We start from the raw sequence: 23,763 nt of genomic DNA on the forward strand, positions 1-23,763 counted from the left end.
GCGAATCAATGCCACCATTGCATTCCCTGTAAAGTGGCGGTCGCGATAACGATATAACGCAGTGTTTTACCGACAGCGAGAAACAACATCGCAGGTAACCAGGCGAAGCGTAACCAGCCCGCAAGCACGCAGAGCAGATCACCTACCACCGGCAACCAGCTGAATAACAGTGCTGCAGGACCCAATCGGTGCAACCACGTCATTGCTGTGTCATGCCATCGCCCCTGACGTTTTAACGGCAGCAAGCGACCAAGAAAAATGTTGGTTAAGCCGCCCAAGGTGTTCCCCAGTGATGCGGCCAAAAGCAACCCGTAAACTGACGTCTTTTTTGCAATTAATAGTGCTACCAGCAGTACTTCAGAGCTTCCCGGCAGGAGCGTCGCACTTAAAAAACTGCTGCCAAACAGTGAGGCATAAGCGAGCGAGTCACTCACAGTAAGCGGACGTCCACGACATCCATTCCTGCCGCTTTCGCCGCCTGAACCCCAAAATCTGCATCTTCAAAAACGATACAGCGCTCTGGCGCCACGCCCATCAGCTCGGCGCAGCGTAAGAAGGTATCCGGTTCAGGTTTGTGCCGCTGTACGTCATCAGCACCGACAACCGCGGAGAACAGCTCACGTACGCCCAGCTGGGTCAGTAACGCATCCGCCATGCTGTGTTCGCTGCCGGTACCCACCGCCATAGGACGACGGCCGTGGTACGCCTTCACCACTTCCATCAGCGGGAGCGGCTTAACATTTTCCAGCAGCATCGCTTTCACAGCGGCGGTCTTTTCAGCGGCAAGAAGATGAGGATCGTGAGACGACTGGTTGGTTTCGATGATGAACTGCGCCAGTCGCCAGGTCGGAGCACCATTAAAGCCAACAATACGCGCTTCATCCAGCGTCATTCCGTAACGCGCCAGTACCTGACGCCACGCTTTTCGATGTGTCGGCTCAGTATCGAGAATCGTGCCGTCCATATCGAAAATCAGGGCGTCGTATTGATCGTACATTGTCACTCCGGACCTCCTGTAAATGAGACATTACTTTAGCCTAATGTGCACAGGTTGTCGCCAGGGTGGATGAACAGCAAATGCTTTGAAAGCATTAGCAATTTTTCTTTTCAGATAAAGGTGATCGCCTGCGACCGGCAATAACAGTACGAAATTGCTGCGTTTTTTACATTCTGGTGACCAACGTCGATCGCCAGGCATTAATGAAATGCGAACAACAGAAAACCGGATTTGAACATTAGCAATCAGAGCAGAGAGAGATCAGACAGGATTTCAGCAGGTGCAATAAAGCGATGACGTAACGGAGAGAACATGGGGAGAAGTAAAAAAGAAATGCAGAGGGTGCTTCGGGGAGGATGACTCAGCTTTCGCTTCGAGAATCGTTGCTGAAGCAACGTTATCCTCCTTAGTGCAGTCTGACGATTTACACGCTATGACACACTGAGGTGCTTTCCCTATCCGAAGATATGGTGCATCCAGGAGAATTAGAACCTCCGACCGCTCGGTTCGTAGCCGAGTACTCTATCCAGCTGAGCTATAGATGCATTGGGTAATAACTTTTTTTATGGGCTTACAGAAATCAACCTGGGAATGATACTAAGAATGGTGTGTCCGGGAGGATGACTCAGCTTGCGCTTCGCCCTGCGGGCCGTTGCTGAGCAACGTTATCCTCCTTAGTGCAGTCTGACGATTTTCACGCTATGACACACTGAGGCGCTTTCCCTATCCGAAGATATGGTGCATCCAGGAGGATTCGAACCTCCGACCGCTCGGTTCGTAGCCGAGTACTCTATCCAGCTGAGCTATGGATGCATTGGGGAATAACTTTTTTATGGACTTACAGAAATCAACCTGGGAATGATACTAAGAATGGTGCATCCAGGAGGATTCGAACCTCCGACCGCTCGGTTCGTAGCCGAGTACTCTATCCAGCTGAGCTATGGATGCATTGGGGAATAACTTTTTTATGGACTTACAGAAATCAACCTGGGAATGATACTAAGAATGGTGCATCCAGGAGGATTCGAACCTCCGACCGCTCGGTTCGTAGCCGAGTACTCTATCCAGCTGAGCTATGGATGCATTGGTTTAATTCTTGTACAACGCAGGGTGCTAACTACTCACCATGAAAGGAATTGCTAGTTCACTTTACTTCTTTTATTCCGAATGGTGCATCCAGGAGGATTCGAACCTCCGACCGCTCGGTTCGTAGCCGAGTACTCTATCCAGCTGAGCTATGGATGCATCGGAAATGGCGGTGAGGGAGGGATTCGAACCCTCGATACAGCTTTTGACCGTATACTCCCTTAGCAGGGGAGCGCCTTCAGCCTCTCGGCCACCTCACCTTACGCGTTCTTCCGAACTGCGCCGCTGAACTTTGTTTCCGCTCATCGGCACTGCGTGGCGCACATATTACTTTCCCGGACTTTTAAGTCAAACAATTTTTCCGAAACTTTGTTTGATTGAGCAAATCACACACAATTGGGACAAAATGGCGACAAAAAGAGTGAATTATCAACAATGAAAGATGATGGAGTTAACAAAAAAGGGGATAAGCGGGAGAAAAGAAAAAGGCAGGTTTTACGCAAAAAGCGGTAGCGCCTCGCACAAGTGCGAGACGCTGAATCCGTTAAACGCTGGTTTGTTGCGTTTTTTCAGCCTGGATGCGTTGATAGATCTCTTCGCGATGCACAGACACTTCTTTCGGAGCGTTAACCCCGATGCGAACCTGGTTACCTTTAACACCCAGCACCGTTACAGTCACCTCATCACCGATCATGAGGGTTTCACCAACTCGACGAGTTAGAATAAGCATTCTTTGCTCCTTGAAAGATTAAAAGAGTCGGGCTTGTACAGGCTCCCGGCATTATCCATCATTTAACGCTGCACAATGAGTATGAGAAATACACCAATGCACATCGATGCGCTAATACATTCTGCTGATAGTTAGTTTAGCCGAAATACACTACATCAACCTGACTTTGTCATTTGCTGCTTTAACATCCTATTAAAAAGCGCCGGAACAACCGTTCTGACGCTTTATACGATGCCTTGTTTTAATTCACTTACAGACGGCTGCTGACCCAGTCCTCAACCCCTGCTAAAGCGCCTTTGAGAGCACCCGCATCGGTTCCGCCAGCCTGCGCCATATCCGGGCGACCACCGCCTTTTCCACCGACCTGCTGCGCCAGACCCGCAATCAGTTCACCGGCTTTAACCCGATCGGTCAGATCTTTGGTCACACCTGCGATCAACGACACTTTACCTTCCGCCACCGTTGCTAACACGATGATGGCAGAGCCAAGCTGGTTTTTCAGGTCATCGACCATGGTGCGCAACATTTTCGGCTCGACATTACTCAGCTCACTGACCAGCAGCTTCACCCCTTTTACATCGATGGTATTGCTGCTCAGTGACGCACTTTCCTGCGCAGCTTGCTGATCGCGCAGCTGCTGTAACTCTTTCTCCAGCGCCCGTACGTGATCAACCAGACCGCGTACTTTCTCATTCAGGTTGCTGCTGTTGGCTTTCACCAGCTGCGCCAGATCCTGTAGCTGGCTGCTCTGGGCGTTAACCTGCGCCAGCGCACCTTCACCAGTAATCGCTTCAATACGACGAATACCGGCTGCAGTCCCTGACTCCGCCTGAATGCGGAACAGGCCGATGTCGCCGGTACGTGCCGCGTGAGTCCCGCCGCACAGCTCAACTGAGAAATCACCCATGGTCAGCACGCGCACGCGCTGATCGTATTTCTCACCAAACAGCGCCATGGCACCTTTGGACTTCGCCGCTTCAAGATCCATCACTTCAGTTTCCACCGGCAAGTTGCGGCGAATCTGCGCGTTGACGATATCTTCGACCTGACGAATCTCCTGAGGTTTCATCGCTTCGAAATGCGAGAAGTCGAAACGCAGGTACTTGTCGTTAACCAGTGACCCTTTCTGCGCTACATGATCACCCAGGACCTGACGCAGTGCGGCATGTAATAAGTGAGTAGCGGAGTGGTTCAGACGGATACGCGCCCGGCGTGCCGCATCAACTACAGCCTCAAGGCGATCGCCGATACGTAATTGCCCTGACGTCAGCTTACCGATATGACCGATCGCCTGACCATATTTTTGTGTATCCTGCACGCTAAATTCAGCATTCTTCCCTGTCAGCACGCCGGTATCACCCACCTGGCCGCCTGATTCACCGTAGAATGGCGTTTCATCCAGCACCACAACCGCGTCCTGACCGGCGGTGACTTCATTTACCGCCTCGCCCGCCACGTAGAGAGCTTTCACCGTAGCCGCTAAATCCAGCTGGTCATAACCTTTGAAAGAAGACGCCGCATCGATACGAATAACGTTGCTGTAATCCGCCCCGAAACCACTCGCTTCACGTGCACGCTGGCGCTGTTGTTCCATCGCCTGCTCAAAGCCCGCTTCGTCAATCTTCAGGTTGCGCTCGCGGCAAACATCTGCCGTCAGGTCAGCCGGGAAGCCAAAGGTGTCATACAGACGGAACACCGTTTCGCCATCCAGCGTATCGCCCTGCAGTTTCGCCAGCTCTTCATCCAGCAGCGCTAAGCCACGCTCCAGCGTCTTAGCGAACTGCTCTTCTTCGCTTTTCAGTACCTGCTCAACCTGAGCCTGCTGACGCTGTAACTCTTCACCGGCCGCTCCCATCACCTCAACCAGTGGCGCGACCAGCTTATAGAAGAACGCATCTTTCGCACCCAGCATGTTGCCATGACGTACGGCGCGACGAATGATGCGACGCAGCACGTAGCCGCGGTTCTCATTCGACGGGATCACCCCATCGGCAATCAGGAAGGCGCAGGAACGAATGTGGTCAGCAATCACGCGCAGTGATTTGTTGCTGAGATCGGTCGCACCGGTCACCTGCGCAACTGCCTGAATCAGTTTCTGGAACAGGTCAATTTCATAGTTAGAGTTGACGTGCTGCAGCACGGCAGAAATGCGCTCAAGGCCCATACCGGTATCAACCGACGGTTTCGGCAGCGGCAGCATGGTGCCATCCGCCTGACGATTGAACTGCATAAAGACGATGTTCCAGATCTCTATGTAGCGGTCGCCATCCTCTTCCGGGCTGCCCGGCGGTCCACCCCAGATGTGATCGCCGTGATCGTAGAAAATCTCGCTGCAGGGACCACAAGGACCGGTATCGCCCATCTGCCAGAAGTTATCTGACGCGTAAGCACCGCCTTTGTTGTCGCCGATACGAATAATGCGCTCGTGCGGCACGCCAATCTCGTTGGCCCAGATGGCGTAAGCCTCGTCATCGGTCTCATATATCGTGACCCACAGACGCTCTTTTGGCAGGCCGAACCACTGCTCGCTCGTCAACAGTTCCCAGGCAAAAGCAATGGCCTCTTTCTTGAAGTAGTCACCGAAGCTGAAATTGCCCAGCATTTCAAAGAAAGTGTGGTGACGTGCGGTGTAGCCGACATTTTCAAGATCGTTGTGTTTACCGCCGGCACGCACGCAGCGTTGTGAGGTGGTCGCGCGCGAATAATCACGCTTGTCCTGGCCGAGGAACACATCTTTGAACTGGTTCATTCCGGCGTTGGTAAACAGCAACGTCGGATCGTTATTCGGTACGAGGGAGCTGCTGGTTACAACCTGATGTCCCTTGCTATGAAAAAAGTCGAGAAACGCTTGACGGATCTCAGCAGTGCTCTTGCTCATATATATCCTGGAATCACGCTAACGAACGTTCCATCTTCTCCGCGATGCCACATCCTGGCGGCGCCCGATGAGAGGAACAAAAAGTGGGAATAAGATAAATTTTCTTCAGTGGGAAGTAAAATTACATCGGCTTTTAGTCGTCAAAATTTCTGAAAACGGACTGAATATCTTCGGTCATGAAGCCTTTTGACTGAAGATAGCGCAGGACTTTGGCTTTCTCTTTCCATTCTTTCGGTAACGGATGACCAAATTTACGCTCAGCCAGCTGGGCAGCGCAGGCAGACCAGTCAACCTCGGTCTCTTCCATCGCAATATCAATTGCTTCGCGATCGATTCCTTTTTGCGCCAGCTCCATACGCACCCGTTGTGAACCAAAACCTTTGCGGCTGCGGCTCTGAATAAAACGTTCGGTGAAACGCTCGTCGTTTAACCAGCCATTTTCCTGGCACCAGTTCAGCACTTTTTCCAGCAGCTCTTCGGTGACGATTTCCGGCTCTTTTTGCTGCGCCCAGGCGGCACGCTGCGCCGACTGTTGCAGCTTGCGTGCTAGTTCTGCACGGCTGTGATCGCGCTGGCCCAGGATGCGCATCGCGCGATCGAGCAGACGAGAAAAGGAGACAACGTTGGATTGGGGCTGAGATTGTTCAGTCATACTGCGCACCTTGTACAAACGGGAGGAGGATTATGGCGACAGAACGGCAGAGAAGGAAGGTAAGAAAGGCAGGATGTCAGGTAAAGTAAAACAGCGGGAGTGGATAGCTCCACCCCCGCGTCAGTGATTAGAAGTCTTCGTTCGCTTCGCTCGCTGCGTTTTCCACTTTGTCAGCAGACTGCTCTGCTGCCAGTTTATCGTCAGCGCCGTTCAGTAGCATCTCACGTAACTTCATATCGATTTCGTTTGCCACAGCCGCATTCTCTTTCAGGAAGTTGCCGGCATTCGATTTACCCTGACCAATCTTATCGCCATTGTAGCTGTACCATGCACCCGCTTTTTCAATCAGCTTGTGCTTCACGCCCAGGTCGACCAGTTCGCCGAAGGTGTTGATACCTTCGCCGTACATGATCTGGAACTCAGCCTGTTTGAATGGCGCGGCGATTTTGTTTTTCACCACTTTAACGCGGGTCTCACTGCCGACTACGTTATCGCCCTCTTTGATGGCACCGATACGGCGGATATCAAGACGGACAGAGGCGTAGAACTTCAGCGCGTTACCCCCGGTGGTGGTTTCCGGGTTACCAAACATCACACCAATTTTCATACGGATCTGGTTGATGAAGATCAGCAGCGTGTTGGACTGTTTCAGGTTACCGGCCAGCTTACGCATCGCCTGGCTCATCATACGTGCCGCAAGGCCCATGTGAGAGTCACCGATTTCACCTTCGATTTCCGCTTTCGGCGTCAGGGCCGCCACGGAGTCAACGATGATGACGTCAACCGCGCCTGAACGTGCCAGCGCATCACAAATCTCCAGTGCCTGCTCACCGGTATCGGGCTGTGAACAGAGCAGGTTGTCGATGTCTACGCCCAGTTTCTTGGCGTAAACCGGGTCCAGCGCATGTTCCGCATCGATAAAGGCACAGGTTTTGCCTTTACGCTGTGCCGACGCAATCACCTGCAGGGTCAGCGTGGTTTTACCTGAAGACTCTGGTCCGTAAATCTCAACGATACGGCCCATTGGCAGACCGCCTGCACCTAATGCAATATCCAGTGACAGCGAACCGGTAGAGATGGTTTCCACATCCATTGAGCGGTCTTCACCCAAGCGCATGATGGAGCCTTTACCAAATTGCTTCTCAATCTGGCCCAGCGCGGCAGCTAAAGCCTTTTGTTTGTTTTCATCAATCGCCATTTCAACTCCTAATCAAGCCGGGTAAACACGCACTCATGGGTGCCTGCACTCTTTCTGTTGCCGACAATTATACTGTATAGTCATACAGTATCAAGTTTAATTTGTCAGAAATTCGCCATACAGCTTCTGCAATGCCCAGCCAACGGACTGACGACGTACCGCCTCACGGTCACCGGCGAAATGCTGCTGAAAAGTCAGGGTTTTATCTTGCGGGCCGGCAAAACCAAACCAGACGGTGCCGACTGGCTTCTCCTCACTGCCGCCATCCGGCCCGGCAATACCGCTCACCGAGATAGCATAGTCCGCCTGGGCCGCGTGTCGGGCGCCCAGCGCCATTTCACGCACCACGGCTTCACTCACCGCCCCGTACTGTTCCAGCGAGGTGGCCTGCACACCCACCAGCTGCTGCTTGGCATCATTGCTGTAGGTCACGAAGCCACGTTCAAACCAGGCGGAGCTGCCGCTGATGTCAGTAAATACCTTAGCAATCCACCCGCCGGTGCAGGATTCGGCACAGGTCACGGTGGCGTTCTGCTGTTTAAGCTTCTCACCTATCTGCGCGCTAAGCGCCTGCAACTGCTGATCATCCATCGCGTTTCTCCCTCAGGTCGTGGGTTGAACGTGGAGCAATATCATCACGTTTTCAAGCCCTCTATCCAGTATTGCGCGCTTTTTGCGACCTGCTTTCCCTGAACATCAGGTTTTTTTCACCGCCACAATAAAAAGACGCGGGAAAGCGAGCAGAACCTGACCATCGCGCTGCGCCGGATAGGCGCTGAGCAGACGCTGATGATAGGCCGCCAGAAAATCGGCCTGGCTGGCGTCATCCAGCGGGGCGAGAAATGGACGCAGACCGGTCGCCTGGAGCCAGCTGATAATCGCCTGAGCATCGGCCATCACGTGATAATAGGTGGTGCGCCAGATATCCACTTCGCAACCCGCCTGAGTCAGCAGATCGTAATATTCCCCGCCGGAGAGCAGCTGTTTACGGTCTGCCGTCTCCGCACCGATACGCGTACGCCAGGGCTCAGCCGCCGCCACTTCGCGCATTAATTGATGCGAGGGTTCATTGAGATTATCGGGCATCTGTACCGCCAGCACGCCGCCGGGCGCCAGCTGTTTTACCAGATGGGGAAACAGCACGGCATGGTTATCCAGCCATTGCAAAGAGGCGTTGGCATAAATCACCTGCTGAGGCGCTTCCGCCTGCCAGCTGCGGATATCCGCCTGTACAAAATGGCAGTGCGGTAACCGTTCGCGCGCCTGGGCTAGCATCGCGGCAGAACTGTCGAGACCGCAGACTTTTGCCAGCGGCCAGGCCTCCGTCAGCAGTTCAGTGCTGTTGCCCGGACCGCAGCCCAAATCGGTGACCTGTTCAACCTCTTCAGAGCTGATGCGCGCCAGCAGCTCACGCGCCGGACGGGTACGTTCCGCCTCAAATTTGCGATACAGCACAGGATCCCACTCTTTCATGCTCACCTCCGGTTGCGTTATCTGACGTGACCGCTTGTTAAGACGCTTTAAAAGCGGAAAAGTGCGACCCATTGCTCAATTCTGAATCGAAGACTGGTAGTGGTCAGAGTGAATAATTAAGTTAAAACATTGTTTCATTTTCCCGAAACGTCTTCAGGAGTGAGTCATGACTGCAGAATCTGCCTTTGCCGGTGTCTGGTGCCCCTCAGTTACCCCATTTAATGCGCAGGGTGCCCTCGATATCGATGCGCTCGGACGCCATTTTTCCCGCCTTAACGCTTCAGGCATTGATACCTTACTGATCATGGGCAGCATTGGCGAGTTCGCCTCACTGACGCAGCTGGAACGCTTACAGCTGATCAAAGAAGCCCGGCCATTGTCGCCGTTAAAAATGGTGGCTAACGTCTCTGCCACCTGTATTCCCGATATGCTGACGCTGGCGGATGCGGCATGGAAAAGTGGTTACGACGCGGTGATGGTGCTGCCGCCCTACTATTACGGCCAGACGCAGGCGCAGCTGATGCACTACTTTGAAGCACTCGATCAACAGCTAGGCGGAAAGTGGTTTGCCTATAACTTTCCGGCACGTACCGGCTGCGATCTGACCCCGACGCTGGTCGCTGCGTTAGCCGCAAAATTACCCAATTTCGTCGGCATCAAGGATACGGTGGACTGCCTGTCACACAACCGGGCAATGATTGAAGAGACCAGGAAGGTGCGCAGTGATTTTGCGGTGCTGTCGGGCTATGACGAATATCTGCTGCCTAACTTGCTGGCGGGCGGTGCCGGCGTCATTTCAGGGCTGAATAATATTGTGCCGGAGGTTTTTGCGCAGATGATGCAGGCGTGGCGTGACGGCAATCTGGCTGAGCTGAGCCGTCTCCAGCAGCAGATCGGTCGGTTGATGGCAATTTACAGCATCGGCGATGATTTTGTGACCACCATTAAAACCGCGGTGTCGCGTCGCTATGACTCAATGGGGAGCGCGTCACGTAATTATGGCGGCAGCTTAGATGCGCAGCAGTGCGCGGCGCTGGATCGGTTGTTCAGTTAGCTTCTGTCACGGGCGCGTCCCTGCGCCCGTCAGCTCAGTTCTTTTTCACGAACTCAGATTTTAATTTCATTGGACCAAAACCGTCGATCTTACAATCGATGTTGTGATCCCCTTCCACCAGACGAATGCTTTTGACTTTGGTGCCAATCTTCAGGGAAGAAGAGCTGCCCTTCACTTTAAGATCTTTAATCACCGTGACGCTGTCGCCATCTGCCAGCAGATTACCGTTAGCATCGCGCACTTCCAGCGTTTGATTGCTGCTTTCGCTTTCCGCCTCGGTCCAGATATGACCACAGGAAGGACAGTTAAGGTTATCGCCGTCTTGCCAGGTATAATCGGCGTGACAGGCTGGGCAGGCAGGTAAAGACATAACGACTCCAGAGATAACAGTGGCGGATAGGCCTGAAAAAGGGCGTTATCATATAACCTTACTGTTAATAAGGACAGTCTTTATAGCAGCCCGCCCTGACGCGCCTTACTCACCGCCTCACCTAACTGCCACACCGCCATCGCGTAATGGGTGCTGTGGTTATAACGGGTAATGACATAAAAATTGGGTAAGCCGTACCAGTACTGATAGCTGGTACCGAGATCAAGCCGTAACAGGCTCACTTCATCATTACCGTTGAGCGATCCCTGCGGTGACAGGCCGGAAGCGGCCAGCATGCTGACGCTGTAGCGGGTTTTGAAGCCATCGTCGAGCAGCGGCGCCTGACCACTGGCCGGAACCGCGATGTTCTCGCCGCTGCGCCAGCCGTGCTGCTGGAAGTAGTGAGCCACGCTGCCGATGGCATCCACCGGATCCCACAGGTTGGCATGGCCGTCACCGTTGAAGTCAACCGCATACTCTTTGTAGGACGACGGCATGAACTGACCATAGCCCATCGCCCCGGCAAAGGAGCCTTTAAGCGCCAGCGGATCGTCCTGTTCGTTACGCGCCATCAACAGAAAAGTTTCCAGCTCGCTGCTGAAGTAAGCAGCGCGGCGCGGATAGTTAAAGGATAAGGTGGCGAGCGCATCGAGAATACGCGTTTTGCCCATCACGCGGCCCCAGCGCGTTTCGACGCCAATAATCCCGACGATGATTTCAGGCGGAACGCCGTAAACCTGCTGTGCACGCTGCAGTGCATCCTGATATTGATCCCAGAATGCCACACCATTCTGGACGTTATCTGGCGTAATAAACTTATTGCGGTAGCGAATCCAGGCACCGTTCGGCCCCGGCGCTGGCGTATAGCTTGGTGCCTGGCGATCCATCAGGCGCAGCACGTAATCCAGCCGTTTGGCCTGACCCAGAATGTTATGCAACTGCTGACGATCGAAGCCGTGCTTCTCCACCATCTGATCGATAAATTGTTCCGCGGCCGGATTACCGGCGAAGTCACCCGACATTGCCGATCCACTGTGCGACGGCTGGAGTAAAAATCCACCTTGCGGCGCAGCCAGCATCTTTTGCTGTTGGGGAACCTCAGGTTTGCTGCTGCAGGAGGCCAGTAACGGGATGAACGCAAGGAGAGCTAGCTTGAGACGCATCGGTTATCCATAAACGAGGGGTAAATTCAGATGCGCTAATAGTAGTCGTTCAGCGCAACGACATACAGGTCAAATTCTTAAAAAAACGTCAAGGCTGTCGCCTGAAAAACGGCCACCGGATGCGCAGTTCCGGTGGCCGTTAGTGGCTTAGCGGCGGTTTCTGACCAGCTGATAGCGGCGGGTCAGATACTCCACCGGCGCACTCCAGATATGGACCAGCCGGCAGAACGGAAACAGCAGGAACAGCGTCATTCCCAGCACCATGTGGATGCGGTAAATCAGCGCTACGCCGTCAAGATGCTGTGATGCGCCACCGTGGAAGGTCACCACTGCCTGCGCCCAGCCCACCAGCTTCATCATCTCACTGCCATCCATATGCTGTGCCGAGAAAGGAATGGTCAGCAAGCCCAGCGTCGCCTGCGCCACCAGTAAGCTCAGGATAAGAATATCGCCGACGCTGCTGGTGGCCCGCACCCGCGGATTCATCAGACGGCGTTTCAGCAGCAATGCCCCGCCCGCCAGGGTCATCGCGCCAAACAGCCCACCGGCAATCATCGCCAGCTTCTGTTTAACGTCGATCGGCAGAAAGGATTCATACATCCAGTGCGGCGTCAGCATCCCGACGATGTGACCGAAAAAAATGCCGATGATGCCAATGTGGAACAGGTTGGACGCGAGACGCATTCCTTTTTTGTCCAGCATCTGACTGGAGCCGGCCCGCCAGCTGTACTGTCCGTAGTCATAGCGCAGCCAGCTGCCGACCAGAAACACTGTTCCGGCAAGATAGGGGTAAATATCAAAGAAGAAAGTGTTGATAAAATTCATGCTGATTCTCCTGTGGCGCGCGTTGTCGCCTGAGCAACATCCAGATACTGCGGCGCAACCGCGTCGGCAAAACGGCGCTGATGCGCCGCCTGCTGTGCCGAAGCACAGCCCTGTTCGCCGAGAAATTTAATCTGCTCCTCTTCCCAGACGGCATCCAGCGCCGCTGGGGTATCGTCGCGCGCTTCCTGCGCCACCTGCGGGCGTAACGCGTCAGGCTGGATCGCGGTGCCTGAAAGCGCTAACAGTGCGCTGAACAGATCGGCATAAGGACTCTGACGTTCCACCAGCCGCGCCGCCAGCAGCGCCAGAATCGGTGCGATATCCTCCAGCCCCTGACGCGCCTCGTCAGCCGTTTTACAGGCGAGGTATTCGAGGTAGAGCGGCAGATAATCCGGCAGCTCTTTGCTGTCCAGCTCCAGCCCATCGGCCCGATACTGCGCCAGCAAATCGACCATCGCCTGGCCGCGATCGCGTGACTCGCCATGCACATGTTCAAACAGCAGCAGCGAGGTGGCGCGGCCGCGATCAAACAGCTCGCAGTAATCAGCCTGCACGTCGAGCAGTGGCCGGGCGCAGAGCTGATTAATAAAGCGCACCAGCTTTGCGCTCTGCTGCAGGTTCAGTTCACAGGCGCTTTCCAGCGCCTCGATCAGCGCCTGATGATGGGTAAACAGCGCCTCATCCGGATAATCGAGCAGGCGCGACAGCACACGTAGCGCAATCATGATGCATCCTCCGGACGTACGGTTTTTTTACTGATGTCGATGGCATCAATACGGCGGCTGTTAAACAGGTTGAATTTGCTGTCGCTGCCGTGGCAGCCATCGCCGAAGCTAAAGCCGCAGCCTTTACTTTCCGGGAAGGCTTCACGCGCCAGTTCACGATGGCTGGACGGCACCACAAAGCGATCTTCGTAATTGGCAATCGCCAGATAACGGTACATCTCCTGCGCCTGCGCCTCGCTCAGGCCAACCTGCTCCAGCGCCCGCACATCCCGTTCACCTTCGACACTTTCCGCTCGCTTGTAGTGACGCATCGCCAGCATCCGTTTCAGCGCCAGCAGCACCGGCGCGGTATCACCGGCGGTCAGCAGGTTCGCCAGGTACTCAACCGGAATGCGCAGGCTTTCAACATCCGGCAGCACGCCGGTGTGTGCCAGCGCGCCACCGTCAGCGGCTGACTGGATTGGCGACAATGGCGGCACATACCACACCATCGGCAAAGTGCGATATTCAGGGTGCAGCGGCAGCGCCAGCTTCCACTCCATCGCCATTTTGTACACCGGTGAACGTTGCGCCGCGTCGATCACGCTCTGCGCGACGCCATCTTTCAGCGCCTGGGCGATCACCGCCGGATCGTTGGGATCAAGGAAGATATCCAGCTGGCTCTGATAGAGATCTTTTTCATTCTCCGCCGAAGCAGCCTGCTCAATGCGGTCAGCGTCATACAGCAGCACGCCGAGATAGCGGATACGGCCGACGCAGGTTTCCGAGCAGACGGTGGGCTGACCGGCTTCAATACGCGGATAACAGAAAATACATTTCTCTGATTTGCCGCTCTTCCAGTTGAAGTAGATCTTTTTGTACGGACAGCCGGTGAGGCACATCCGCCAGCCACGGCATTTATCCTGATCAATCAGTACGATGCCATCTTCACCACGTTTGTAGATGGCACCACTCGGACAGGTCGCTACGCAGGCCGGGTTGAGGCAATGCTCACAAAGGCGCGGCAGGTACATCATAAAGGTGTGTTCGAACTGGCCGTAAATATCCTTCTGGATATTATCGAAGTTCTTATCCTGCGAGCGTTTGGCAAACTCACCGCCGAGGATCTCTTCCCAGTTCGGACCATTTTCAATTTTCTTCATTCGCTGACCGGTGATCAGCGAACGCGGACGCGCGATCGGCTGATGCTTACCGGCCGGTGCGTTGTGCAGATGCTGATAATCGAAATCGAACGGCTCGTAGTAATCATCCAGCGCTGGCACATCCGGGTTGGCGAAGATTTTTGACAGCACACCGACACGGTTACCCATGCGCGGTTCCAGCTTACCGTTGATTTTCCGAATCCAGCCGCCCTTCCACTTCTGCTGATCTTCCCAGGCGTGGGGATAGCCAACGCCTGGTTTACTTTCGACGTTATTGAACCAGGCGTACTCCATGCCTTCGCGGCTGGTCCAGACGTTTTTGCAGGTCACCGAGCAGGTGTGGCAACCGATACATTTGTCGAGGTTCAGCACCATGCCGACCTGTGAACGAATTTTCATGGTTTTACCTCCTGCTGGCTGCCCTGACTGGCGTCGTTACCTTCACCGTCTAACCAGTTAACGTTGTTCATTTTTCTCACCACCACGAACTCATCACGGTTTGAGCCGACGGTGCCGTAGTAGTTAAAGCCCCAGGAGAGCTGCGCGTAGCCGCCGATCATGTGGGTCGGTTTCGGACAGGTACGGGTGACCGAGTTGTGGATACCACCGCGCTGGCTGGTGATCTCCGAGCCAGGGATATTCACGATACGTTCCTGCGCGTGGTACATCATGGTCATACCCGCCGGGATACGCTGGCTCACTACTGCACGTGCGGTCAGCGCACCGTTAGCGTTGAACGCCTCGATCCAGTCGTTATCCACAATACCTAGCTCACGGGCGTCATCTTCACTCATCCAGACAATCGGTCCGCCGCGCGACAGTGTCAGCATCAGCAGGTTGTCGCTGTAGGTGGAGTGAATGCCCCACTTCTGGTGTGGCGTCAGGAAGTTCAGCGCCTTCTCCGGGTTACCGTTGGGTTTGCTGTTCAGCAACGGTTTCGCCGCACGGGTATCGATTGGCGGACGATATACCAGCAGGCTTTCGCCAAAGGCGCGCATCCACTCATGATCCTGATAGAGCTGCTGACGACCACTCAGGGTGCGCCACGGGATCAGCTCATGCACGTTGGTGTAGCAGGCGTTATACGAAACATGTTCATCTTCCAGACCGGACCAGGTCGGGCTGGAGATGATTTTGCGCGGCTGTGCCTGGATATCGCGGAAGCGAATTTTTTCATCTTCCTTGTTCAGCGCCAGATGGGTGTGGTCGCGGCCGGTAATCGCACCCAGCGCCTGCCAGGCTTTCACCGCCACCTGACCGTTGGTTTCCGGCGCCAGCGCCAGAATCACCTCGGCTGCGTCGATGGCCGTATCAATATTCGGCCGTCCCGCCGCCGGGCCATCCGCTTTGACATAGTTAAGCTGCTTGAGGAAATCGACCTCTTTCTGGGTATTCCAGCCGATGCCCTTGCCGCCGTTACCCAGGGTATCGAGCAGCGGACCCAGCGAAGTAAAGCGCGCCCAGGTGGCCGGATAATCGCGTTCCACCACCATGATATGCGGCGCGGTTTTACCCGGAATCAGCTCACATTCGCCTTTTTTCCAGTCTCTGGCGTCAAACGGCTGCGCCAGTTCGGCTGGCGAATCGTGCAGTACCGGCAGCGTGACTACATCGGTTTCTACCCCTAAATGGCCAGGGCAGAGATCGGAAAAGGCTTTCGCGATGCCCTTATAAATCTCCCAGTCACTTTTTGAATCCCAGGCGGGATCAACGGCAGCCGAGAGCGGATGAATAAACGGATGCATATCCGAGGTATTCATATCGTCTTTTTCATACCAGGTGGCAGTTGGCAGCACCACATCGGAATAAAGACAGGTGCTGGACATGCGGAAATCGAGCGTAACGACCAGATCGAGCTTGCCTTCTGCTCCCTGATCCTGCCACTCCACCTCTTCCGGCTTGACGCGGCCCTGCTGGCCTAAATCTTTGCCCTGAATACCGTTTTCCGTACCCAGCAGGTACTTCAGCATGTACTCATGCCCTTTACCGGATGAGCCGAGCAGGTTGGAGCGCCAGACAAACAGGTTGCGCGGGAAGTTCTGCGGATCGTCTGGCTGTTCAGCGGCGAAACGCATCGTTCCGTTTTTCAGGCTCTCCACGGTGTAATCCAGCGGCGACTGACCGGCGGCTTTCGCCTGGGCGGCGATGCGTAACGGGTTGACGTTAAGCTGAGGCGCAGATGGCAGCCAGCCCATGCGTTCGGAACGCACGTTGAGATCGATCAGGCTGCCGCTGTAGCGACTTTTATCGGCCAGCGGCGACAGCAGCTCGCTGGTGGCCAGCGTTTCATAACGCCACTGGCTGGAGTGGTTATAGAAAAAGGAGGTGCTGTTCATCTGACGTGGCGGACGTTGCCAGTCGAGACCAAACGCCAGCGGTGCCCAGCCGGTCTGCGGACGCAGCTTCTCCTGGCCAACGTAGTGCGCCCAGCCACCCCCGCTCTGCCCGACGCAGCCGCAGAAGATCAGCATGTTCATCAGGCCACGGTAGTTCATATCCATGTGATACCAGTGGTTCATACCGGCACCGACGATAATCATTGAACGGCCACGGGTCTTCTCGGCGTTTTCGGCAAACTCACGGGCAATGCGGATGATGTTCTGACGTGATACGCCGGTAATCTGTTCCGCCCAGGCCGGGCTGTACGCTTTGATCTCGTCGTAAGTTTGCGCGCAGTTGGCATCGTCCAGCCCGCGCTCCAGCCCATAGTTAGCCAGCGTCAGATCGTAGACGCTGGTGACCAGCGCTTCGCTGCCATCGGCCAGTTGCAGACGTTTTACCGGTAGCTTATGCAGCAGGATCTCATCCAGCGCCACGCTGTTGAAATGTTCGCTGGTGATGCCGCCAAAGTAAGGGAAACCCACCTCAACCACCTCGTCATGGCTGCCCAGCAGGCTAAGCTGCAGTTCAACTTCCTGCTGTGACGCGCCGTCACGCTGCTCAAGGTTCCATTTGCCCTTTTCACCCCAGCGGAAGCCGATTGAACCCTGCGGTGCCACCAGCTGGCCGGTCGCTTCGTTGATCGCCACCGTTTTCCATTCAGGATTATTCTGCTGGCCCAGCCCGTCGACCAGATCGCTGGCGCGCAGCTGGCGTCCGGCGGCGTAATAACCGCCTTCACGCGGCTCCAGCAGCACCAGCATCGGCATGTCGGTATAACGACGCACGTAGTCGCTGAAATAGCTGACTTCGCGATCGAGGTGAAACTCTTTCAGCATCACATGGCCCATCGCCAGCGCCATCGCGCTGTCGGTGCCCTGTTTCGGATTCAGCCACTGGTCGCACAGCTTGGCGACTTCCGCATAGTCCGGCGTGACCGCCACGGTTTTGGTGCCTTTGTAACGCACCTCGGTAAAGAAGTGCGCATCCGGGGTACGCGTCTGCGGCACGTTTGAGCCCCAGGCGATGATGTAAGAGGAGTTATACCAGTCGGCTGATTCCGGTACGTCGGTCTGCTCACCCCAGGTCATCGGCGATGCCGGTGGCAGATCGCAATACCAGTCGTAAAAACTCAGGCAGGTGCCGCCAATCAGCGACAGATAACGCGCGCCCGCCGCATAAGAAACCATCGACATCGCCGGGATGGGCGAGAACCCCATCACCCGGTCCGGGCCGTAGGTTTTTGCGGTGCAGATGTTGGCGGCGGCGATCATCTCGTTGACCTCCTGCCAGCTGGAACGCACAAATCCACCGCGGCCGCGTGCCTGCTTGTAGCTTTTGGCTTTTTCCGGATTGCTGATAATCGAAGCCCAGGCATCGACCGGATCGCTGTGCTGCGTTTTCGCCTCGCGCCAGAGCTGAATCAGCTTCTTACGCATCAGCGGATATTTCAGCCGGTTCGCGCTGTAGAGATACCAGGAGTAGCTGGCGCCGCGCGGGCAGCCGCGGGGTTCATGATTTGGCAGATCGGGACGGGTACGCGGATAGTCGGTCTGCTGCGTCTCCCAGGTCACCAGGCCATTTTTCACGTAGATCTTCCAGCTGCATGAGCCGGTGCAGTTCACGCCGTGAGTCGAGCGAACAATTTTATCGTGCTGCCAGCGACTGCGGTAACCATCTTCCCAGTCGCGATTACTGTTCAGGGTCTGGCCATGCTGGCCGGAAAACGGTTCTGCCAGCTGTTTGAAATAGCGAAACCGATCAAGAAACTTGCTCATCCGGAATACTCCTGAAGGCTTAGTGTGACATTGCTAACCCTGCGTCAGTGAGGACGCAGAAAGTGAATAATTGCCGGCGCGCCACGCCGGCATTGTTGTTATCAGGCGCGGGACTTGCGTGCGTAAACCAGCCAGGTAATGGCGATACAGCAGAGGTAAAACACCAGGAAAATCTTCATCGCACCGGCTGGCGAACCGGTCATTGAGAGCGACAGGCCAAAGGTCTGCGGAATGAAGAAGCCGCCCAGCGCGCCTATCGCAGAGATAAAGCCCAGCGCAGCGGACGTTTCGGTACCCGCTTCACGCAGGGCCAGCGCATCGTCGCCGCCTTCTGCTTTAATGCGATCCAGCGTGAGCTTGCGGAAAATCACCGCAATCATCTGATAAGTGGAGCCGCTACCCAGGCCGGCGGTCAGGAACAGGCCCATAAACACGGCGAAGAAGGCAACGAACGAGCCATCATGTCCGGCACCCGGCAGGGTGAGGAACAGCAGCGCCGCAAACAGCGCCATCAGCACGTAGTTGATCAGCGTGACGCGGATACCGCCGAAACGGTCAGAAATGATGCCGCCTGCTGAACGGGCCAGTGCGCCAATAAACGGTCCGAAAAAGGCGTAATGCATGATCACAACATCAGGAAACTGCGTCTTCGTCAGCATGGCAAAACCGGCAGAGAAACCGATAAATGAGCCAAAGGTCGCCAGATAGAGCAGCGCCATGATCCACAGGTGCGGACGTTTCAGCACCGGCAACTGCTCACGCAGCGAGGATTTGGCCGCTGCGAGGTCGTTCATGCCGAACCAGGCCGCCAGCATGCCGATCGCCAGTAACGGCACCCAGATCCAGGATGCATTTTCCAGCCAGATGCTGTCGCCGGTGACGGTGGTATGACCTACGTCGGCAAAACCAAAAATGGCACAGGAAATCGCCAGCGGGGCGACAAACTGCATCACGCTGACGCCAAGGTTACCCAGGCCGCCGTTGATGCCCAGCGCGCCGCCCTGATGGGCTTTGGGGAAGAAGAAGCTGATATTGCCCATGCTGGAAGCAAAGTTAGCGCCACCGAAACCGCATAGCAGGGAAATCACCATAAAAGTCGTGAATGAGGTCTGGCTGTCCTGTACGGCAAAGCCGAGCCACAGGCAGGGAATGATCAGGATGCCGGTGCTGAAGGCGGTCCAGCGACGTCCTCCAAAGATGGGAATAACAAAAGAGTAAGGGACGCGCAGCAACGCGCCAGAAACCGACGGCAGCGCGGTCAGTAAAAAGAGCTGCTCGGTGCTAAAGTTAAAGCCAACTTTATTCAGGTTAACCGCGACGGTGCTGAACAACATCCAGACGCAGAAGGCGAGCAGCAGACAGAAGACGGAGATCCACAGGTTACGGCTGGCGATACGTTTACCTTGCGCCTGCCAGAAAGCCTCATTTTCCGGCTGCCAGTCCTGAATTAACGCGCGTCGCGTTTCGGTTTGCAGTGGGGCGGATTGGGTCATAACTCTCTCATTAACAGGATAATAATTGTGCATATCCTGCGCATCTGACCTGGCGGGCAGCTTGATACAAATCAACCGCAAAGCAGGTTGTTAAGCACCGCAGGCCCGCTTTTATCCCGGTTAAGTAGATGAAGAAACAGCAAATAACCCTTAATTATCAGGGGCTTTTAAAGCAGGCGATGAAAACCGGTGAATGGCGGGTCGATCTGAGGAAATAAAGGAGTAGTCCATAAGGGGTATATAGCGACCCGGCTTCCCCGGTAAGATAGCGCTTTATCTCACTTCGCCCTGCGCGCGAACCCACGGAGTAGTGACGTGACGCCAGAAAAATTTACGCTGTTACTAATCGACGACCATCCCATGTTGCGTAACGGCCTGAAACAGCTGATTGCGCTGGATGAAAGGTTGCAGGTGGTCGCTGAAGCGGGTAACGGATTTGATGGCGTGGCGCTGGCACAGCAGCACGATCCTGACCTGATCCTGCTCGATCTCAATATGCCGGGCCTGAACGGTCTGGATACCCTGAGCCGGCTGCGCGAGATTTCGCTCTCTGGCCGGGTGGTGGTTTTCACTGTTTCCGACCATGAAGAGGATGTGGTCAGCGCCCTGAAACGCGGCGCCGACGGTTATCTGCTGAAAGACATGGAGCCGGAAGCGCTGCTGAAAGCACTGCATCAGGCGGCGGCTGGCCAGACCGTTCTTAGCGAAGCCTTAACCCCGATTCTGGTCGCCCGGTTACGTGAAGACCGTCCTGCACCGGCACGGGATATCAATCAGCTCACGCGCCGCGAGCGCGATATTCTGCAACTGATCAGCGCCGGCATGACCAATAAAGCGATTGCCCGCAAACTGGCGATCAGTGAAAGTACGGTCAAAGTGCACGTCAAATATCTACTGAAAAAGATGAACCTGAAATCACGGCTGGAAGCGGCGGTCTGGGCGCTGCAAAACGGACACGTTTAGCGCCAGCGCGAGACGCGCGCCGTCAGGCTGGTGCAACAGGATTCGCGATCAGTCTCGCAGCCGCAACACAACAGCGGAAAAACCGGCTTTTTTCTGTCGCCAGTTGCCTCCCCGGTTTGATAGGGTGCCGCTCAGGCGACAACGGCTGACGATACGGCGATGCATCAGGCTGGTATATCCACCACCCTATTCGTTATCATCAGCTTATCCTGCGCGCTGACGCTGAGCCGCTTCGGCTCATCAGGCGTCAGCAGCCAGAATCTTACCGCATTGAATATGAGTTAAAACCCTATGCAAGAGCCAACCGAAAAGGATTTTCCTTCCCATACGCCAATGATGCAGCAATACCTGCGACTCAAGGCGGAGCATCCTGACATTCTGCTGTTTTACCGTATGGGCGATTTCTACGAGCTGTTTTATGACGACGCAAAGCGCGCCTCGCAGTTGCTGGAAATTTCACTCACCAAACGCGGCGCTTCGGCTGGCGAACCGATTCCGATGGCTGGCGTACCTTATCATGCGGTCGAAAGTTATCTGGCGAAGCTGGTGCAGCTGGGTGAATCCGTGGCGATTTGTGAGCAGATCGGCGATCCCGCGCTGAGCAAAGGGCCGGTTGAGCGCAAAGTGGTGCGCATCGTCACGCCCGGCACCATCAGTGATGAGGCGCTGCTGCAGGAGCGACAAGACAACCTGCTGGCGGCGATTGTTCAGGGTCCGCGCGGCTTTGGCTATGCCACGCTGGATATCAGTTCTGGCCGTTTTCGTCTGACTGAACCCGGCGATGCGGAAACCATGGCGGCAGAATTACAACGCACCAATCCCGCCGAGCTGCTCTATCCGGAAGATTTTCAGGCGATGTCGCTGATCGATCAGCGCCGCGGCCTGCGCCGTCGTCCGCTGTGGGAATTTGAGGTTGATACCGCACGTCAGCAGCTGAACCTGCAGTTTGGCACCCGCGATCTCAACGGTTTCGGCGTCGAAAATGCCCACCTTGGTCTCAGTGCCGCCGGTTGCCTGCTGCAGTATGTCAAAGATACCCAGCGCACTACCCTGCCCCACATTCGCTCTCTGAGCATGGAGCGGCAGCAGGACAGCATCATTATGGATGCGGCAACCCGCCGTAACCTGGAAATTACCCAGAACCTGGCAGGTGGAACTGAAAATACCCTGGCGGCGGTGCTGGATAAAACCGTTACGCCGATGGGCAGCCGGATGCTGAAGCGCTGGCTGCATATGCCGCTGCGCGATGCCCGCATTATCAATCAGCGTCAGGAGTCGATTGCCGAGCTGCAAAATCTCAGCGAAACCCTGCAACCGGTGCTGCGCCAGGTCGGTGACCTGGAGCGTATTCTGGCGCGTTTAGCTCTGCGTACTGCACGTCCACGCGATCTGGCCCGGATGCGCCATGCGTTTCAGCAGTTGCCCGAGCTGAACCAGCTGCTGGCTGAGGTGGAGTCGGAACAGCTGAAACAGCTACGGACCCGGATGGGCGAATTTACCGATTTGCGCGAGCTGCTGGAGCGGGCGGTAATTGAATCGCCACCGGTGCTGATCCGTGATGGTGGTGTGATCGCGCCCGGCTACAACACGGAACTGGATGAGTGGCGCGCCCTTGCTGACGGTGCCACCGACTATCTCGACAAGCTGGAGATCCGCGAGCGTGAAAAGCTGGGACTGGATACGCTGAAGGTCGGCTTTAATGCGGTACATGGCTACTACATTCAGGTCAGCCGGGGTCAGAGTCATCAGGTGCCGATGCACTATGTCCGCCGCCAGACGCTGAAAAATGCCGAACGCTACATTATTCCGGAACTGAAAGAGTACGAAGATAAGGTGCTCACCTCGAAAGGCAAAGCGCTGGCGCTGGAAAAAAGCCTGTATGAGGCGCTGTTTGATCAGCTGTTACCGCATCTGGAAGCATTACAGCTGAGTGCCGCGGCGCTGGCTGAGCTGGATGTGCTTAGCAACCTGGCAGAACGCGCCTGGTCACTTAACTACTGCCGTCCGGTACTGCTGGACAAGCCAGGCATTAAAATCAGTGGTGGACGCCATCCGGTAGTGGAACAGGTACTGAAAGAGCCGTTCATTGCTAACCCGCTTTCGCTGGCACCGCAGCGTCGGATGCTGATCATTACCGGACCCAATATGGGCGGTAAAAGTACCTATATGCGACAGACTGCGCTGATTGCGCTGATGGCGTGGATTGGCAGCTTCGTACCGGCGGATGAAACGCTGATCGGTCCGCTGGATCGTATCTTCACCCGCGTTGGTGCGGCTGACGATCTGGCCTCCGGCCGTTCGACCTTTATGGTGGAGATGACCGAAACCGCTAACATCCTGCACAACGCCACCGAAAACAGCCTGGTGCTGATGGATGAGATTGGCCGTGGCACCTCAACCTACGATGGGTTATCGCTGGCCTGGGCCTGTGCCGAAAATCTGGCAAACCGCATCAAGGCGATGACGCTGTTCGCCACCCACTACTTTGAGCTGACCACCCTGCCGGAAAAAATGGAAGGCGTGGTCAATGTGCATCTGGATGCAGTGGAGCATGGCGACACCATCGCCTTTATGCACAGCGTACAGGATGGCGCAGCCAGCAAGAGTTATGGTCTTGCCGTCGCCGCGCTGGCGGGCGTGCCAAAGGAAGTGATCAAGCGGGCGCGTAATAAGCTGAAGGAGCTGGAGACGGTTTCCAGCCACACCGCCTCTTCAACAGTAGATGGATCGCAACTGCCGCTGCTGGTTGAAGAGACCTCACCGGCAGTTGAAGCGCTTGAGGCACTGGACCCGGATACTCTGACGCCACGTCAGGCGCTGGAATGGATCTATCGTCTTAAATCGCTGGTGTAAACAG

The 23,763-nt window shown here is 55.5% G+C and carries 18 protein-coding genes and 6 tRNA genes; 3 read left to right on the forward strand and 21 right to left on the reverse strand.

The genetic code is table 11. The features are described from left to right. Positions 1-5: 5 nt before the first annotated feature. The 14 genes from ACX3P5_RS14395 to tam all read right to left on the reverse strand — a co-directional run bounded on the left by ACX3P5_RS14395 (position 6) and on the right by tam (position 9,014). A complete protein-coding gene (locus ACX3P5_RS14395; protein ID WP_233987304.1) occupies positions 6-434 on the reverse strand; it encodes a YqaA family protein in 429 nt (142 codons plus the stop codon). After that, a complete protein-coding gene (gene yqaB / locus ACX3P5_RS14400; protein ID WP_458968906.1) occupies positions 431-997 on the reverse strand; it encodes a fructose-1-phosphate/6-phosphogluconate phosphatase in 567 nt (188 codons plus the stop codon). The genes ACX3P5_RS14395 and yqaB overlap by 4 nt, the downstream gene beginning before the upstream one ends. 468 nt (positions 998-1,465) lie before the next feature. Then, positions 1,466-1,542, reverse strand: a tRNA-Arg gene (locus ACX3P5_RS14405). A 191-nt stretch (positions 1,543-1,733) separates the two neighbouring features. Further along, positions 1,734-1,810, reverse strand: a tRNA-Arg gene (locus ACX3P5_RS14410). 58 nt (positions 1,811-1,868) lie between these two features. Then, positions 1,869-1,945: transfer RNA gene (locus ACX3P5_RS14415), tRNA-Arg, on the reverse strand. A 58-nt stretch (positions 1,946-2,003) separates the two neighbouring features. After that, a tRNA-Arg gene (locus tag ACX3P5_RS14420) sits at positions 2,004-2,080 on the reverse strand. Between the two features lie 85 nt (positions 2,081-2,165). Continuing rightward, positions 2,166-2,242 (reverse strand) — tRNA-Arg (locus ACX3P5_RS14425). 8 nt (positions 2,243-2,250) lie between these two features. Beyond that, positions 2,251-2,343 (reverse strand) — tRNA-Ser (locus ACX3P5_RS14430). A gap of 284 nt (positions 2,344-2,627) precedes the next feature. Next, a complete protein-coding gene (gene csrA, locus ACX3P5_RS14435; protein ID WP_008927091.1) occupies positions 2,628-2,813 on the reverse strand; it encodes a carbon storage regulator CsrA in 186 nt (61 codons plus the stop codon). 250 nt (positions 2,814-3,063) lie between these two features. Beyond that, positions 3,064-5,691, reverse strand: a complete 2,628-nt coding sequence (alaS, locus tag ACX3P5_RS14440; RefSeq protein WP_458968907.1) for an alanine--tRNA ligase — start codon at positions 5,689-5,691, stop codon at positions 3,064-3,066. Positions 5,692-5,824: 133 nt separating this feature from the next. Continuing rightward, the gene (locus ACX3P5_RS14445; protein WP_233987301.1) at positions 5,825-6,343 is read right to left on the reverse strand and encodes a regulatory protein RecX; all 519 of its coding nucleotides are present in this window, start codon (positions 6,341-6,343) and stop codon (positions 5,825-5,827) included. A 127-nt stretch (positions 6,344-6,470) separates the two neighbouring features. Further along, a complete protein-coding gene (recA, locus tag ACX3P5_RS14450) occupies positions 6,471-7,541 on the reverse strand; it encodes a recombinase RecA (protein ID WP_094121087.1) in 1,071 nt (356 codons plus the stop codon). A gap of 96 nt (positions 7,542-7,637) precedes the next feature. Continuing rightward, positions 7,638-8,132, reverse strand: a complete 495-nt coding sequence (gene pncC, locus ACX3P5_RS14455; protein ID WP_233987300.1) for a nicotinamide-nucleotide amidase — start codon at positions 8,130-8,132, stop codon at positions 7,638-7,640. A gap of 105 nt (positions 8,133-8,237) precedes the next feature. Next, entirely contained in the window at positions 8,238-9,014 is a 777-nt protein-coding gene (tam, locus tag ACX3P5_RS14460; RefSeq protein WP_458968908.1) for a trans-aconitate 2-methyltransferase, read from the reverse strand. Positions 9,015-9,180: 166 nt separating this feature from the next. Here tam and ACX3P5_RS14465 point away from each other — a divergent pair, with 166 nt between their 5' ends. Further along, complete coding sequence (locus ACX3P5_RS14465) at positions 9,181-10,068, forward strand: dihydrodipicolinate synthase family protein (RefSeq protein ID WP_458968909.1); 888 nt, start codon at positions 9,181-9,183, stop codon at positions 10,066-10,068. A gap of 34 nt (positions 10,069-10,102) precedes the next feature. Here the strand turns inward: ACX3P5_RS14465 and ACX3P5_RS14470 are convergent, their stop codons facing one another. The 7 genes from ACX3P5_RS14470 to ACX3P5_RS14500 form a co-directional block, all read right to left on the reverse strand. Beyond that, positions 10,103-10,438: a zinc ribbon domain-containing protein YjdM gene (locus ACX3P5_RS14470; RefSeq protein ID WP_233987297.1), complete on the reverse strand. Its 336-nt coding sequence runs from the start codon at positions 10,436-10,438 to the stop codon at positions 10,103-10,105. 80 nt (positions 10,439-10,518) lie between these two features. Next, a complete protein-coding gene (mltB, locus tag ACX3P5_RS14475; RefSeq protein WP_233987296.1) occupies positions 10,519-11,601 on the reverse strand; it encodes a lytic murein transglycosylase B in 1,083 nt (360 codons plus the stop codon). Between the two features lie 147 nt (positions 11,602-11,748). Beyond that, on the reverse strand, positions 11,749-12,426 hold the full coding sequence (gene narI / locus ACX3P5_RS14480) for a respiratory nitrate reductase subunit gamma (RefSeq protein WP_233987295.1): 678 nt from the start codon (positions 12,424-12,426) through the stop codon (positions 11,749-11,751). Then, on the reverse strand, positions 12,423-13,151 hold the full coding sequence (gene narJ / locus ACX3P5_RS14485; RefSeq protein ID WP_233987294.1) for a nitrate reductase molybdenum cofactor assembly chaperone: 729 nt from the start codon (positions 13,149-13,151) through the stop codon (positions 12,423-12,425). The genes narI and narJ overlap by 4 nt, the downstream gene beginning before the upstream one ends. After that, on the reverse strand, positions 13,148-14,692 hold the full coding sequence (gene narH, locus ACX3P5_RS14490; RefSeq protein ID WP_458968910.1) for a nitrate reductase subunit beta: 1,545 nt from the start codon (positions 14,690-14,692) through the stop codon (positions 13,148-13,150). The genes narJ and narH overlap by 4 nt, the downstream gene beginning before the upstream one ends. Beyond that, positions 14,689-18,450, reverse strand: coding sequence for a nitrate reductase subunit alpha (locus tag ACX3P5_RS14495; RefSeq protein ID WP_458968911.1), 3,762 nt, complete (start codon positions 18,448-18,450; stop codon positions 14,689-14,691). The genes narH and ACX3P5_RS14495 overlap by 4 nt, the downstream gene beginning before the upstream one ends. Before the next feature lie 101 nt (positions 18,451-18,551). After that, positions 18,552-19,943: a NarK family nitrate/nitrite MFS transporter gene (locus ACX3P5_RS14500; RefSeq protein WP_233987291.1), complete on the reverse strand. Its 1,392-nt coding sequence runs from the start codon at positions 19,941-19,943 to the stop codon at positions 18,552-18,554. Positions 19,944-20,258: 315 nt separating this feature from the next. On the opposite strand from ACX3P5_RS14500, the gene narL reads away from it, so the two are divergent. Next, positions 20,259-20,906 (forward strand): two-component system response regulator NarL, encoded by a 648-nt coding sequence (gene narL, locus ACX3P5_RS14505; protein ID WP_262287757.1) that lies wholly within the window; start codon positions 20,259-20,261, stop codon positions 20,904-20,906. 291 nt (positions 20,907-21,197) lie between these two features. Beyond that, positions 21,198-23,759, forward strand: coding sequence for a DNA mismatch repair protein MutS (mutS, locus tag ACX3P5_RS14510; RefSeq protein WP_458968912.1), 2,562 nt, complete (start codon positions 21,198-21,200; stop codon positions 23,757-23,759). Positions 23,760-23,763: the final 4 nt, after the last annotated feature.

The organism is Pantoea sp. S-LA4, from assembly GCF_054482835.1.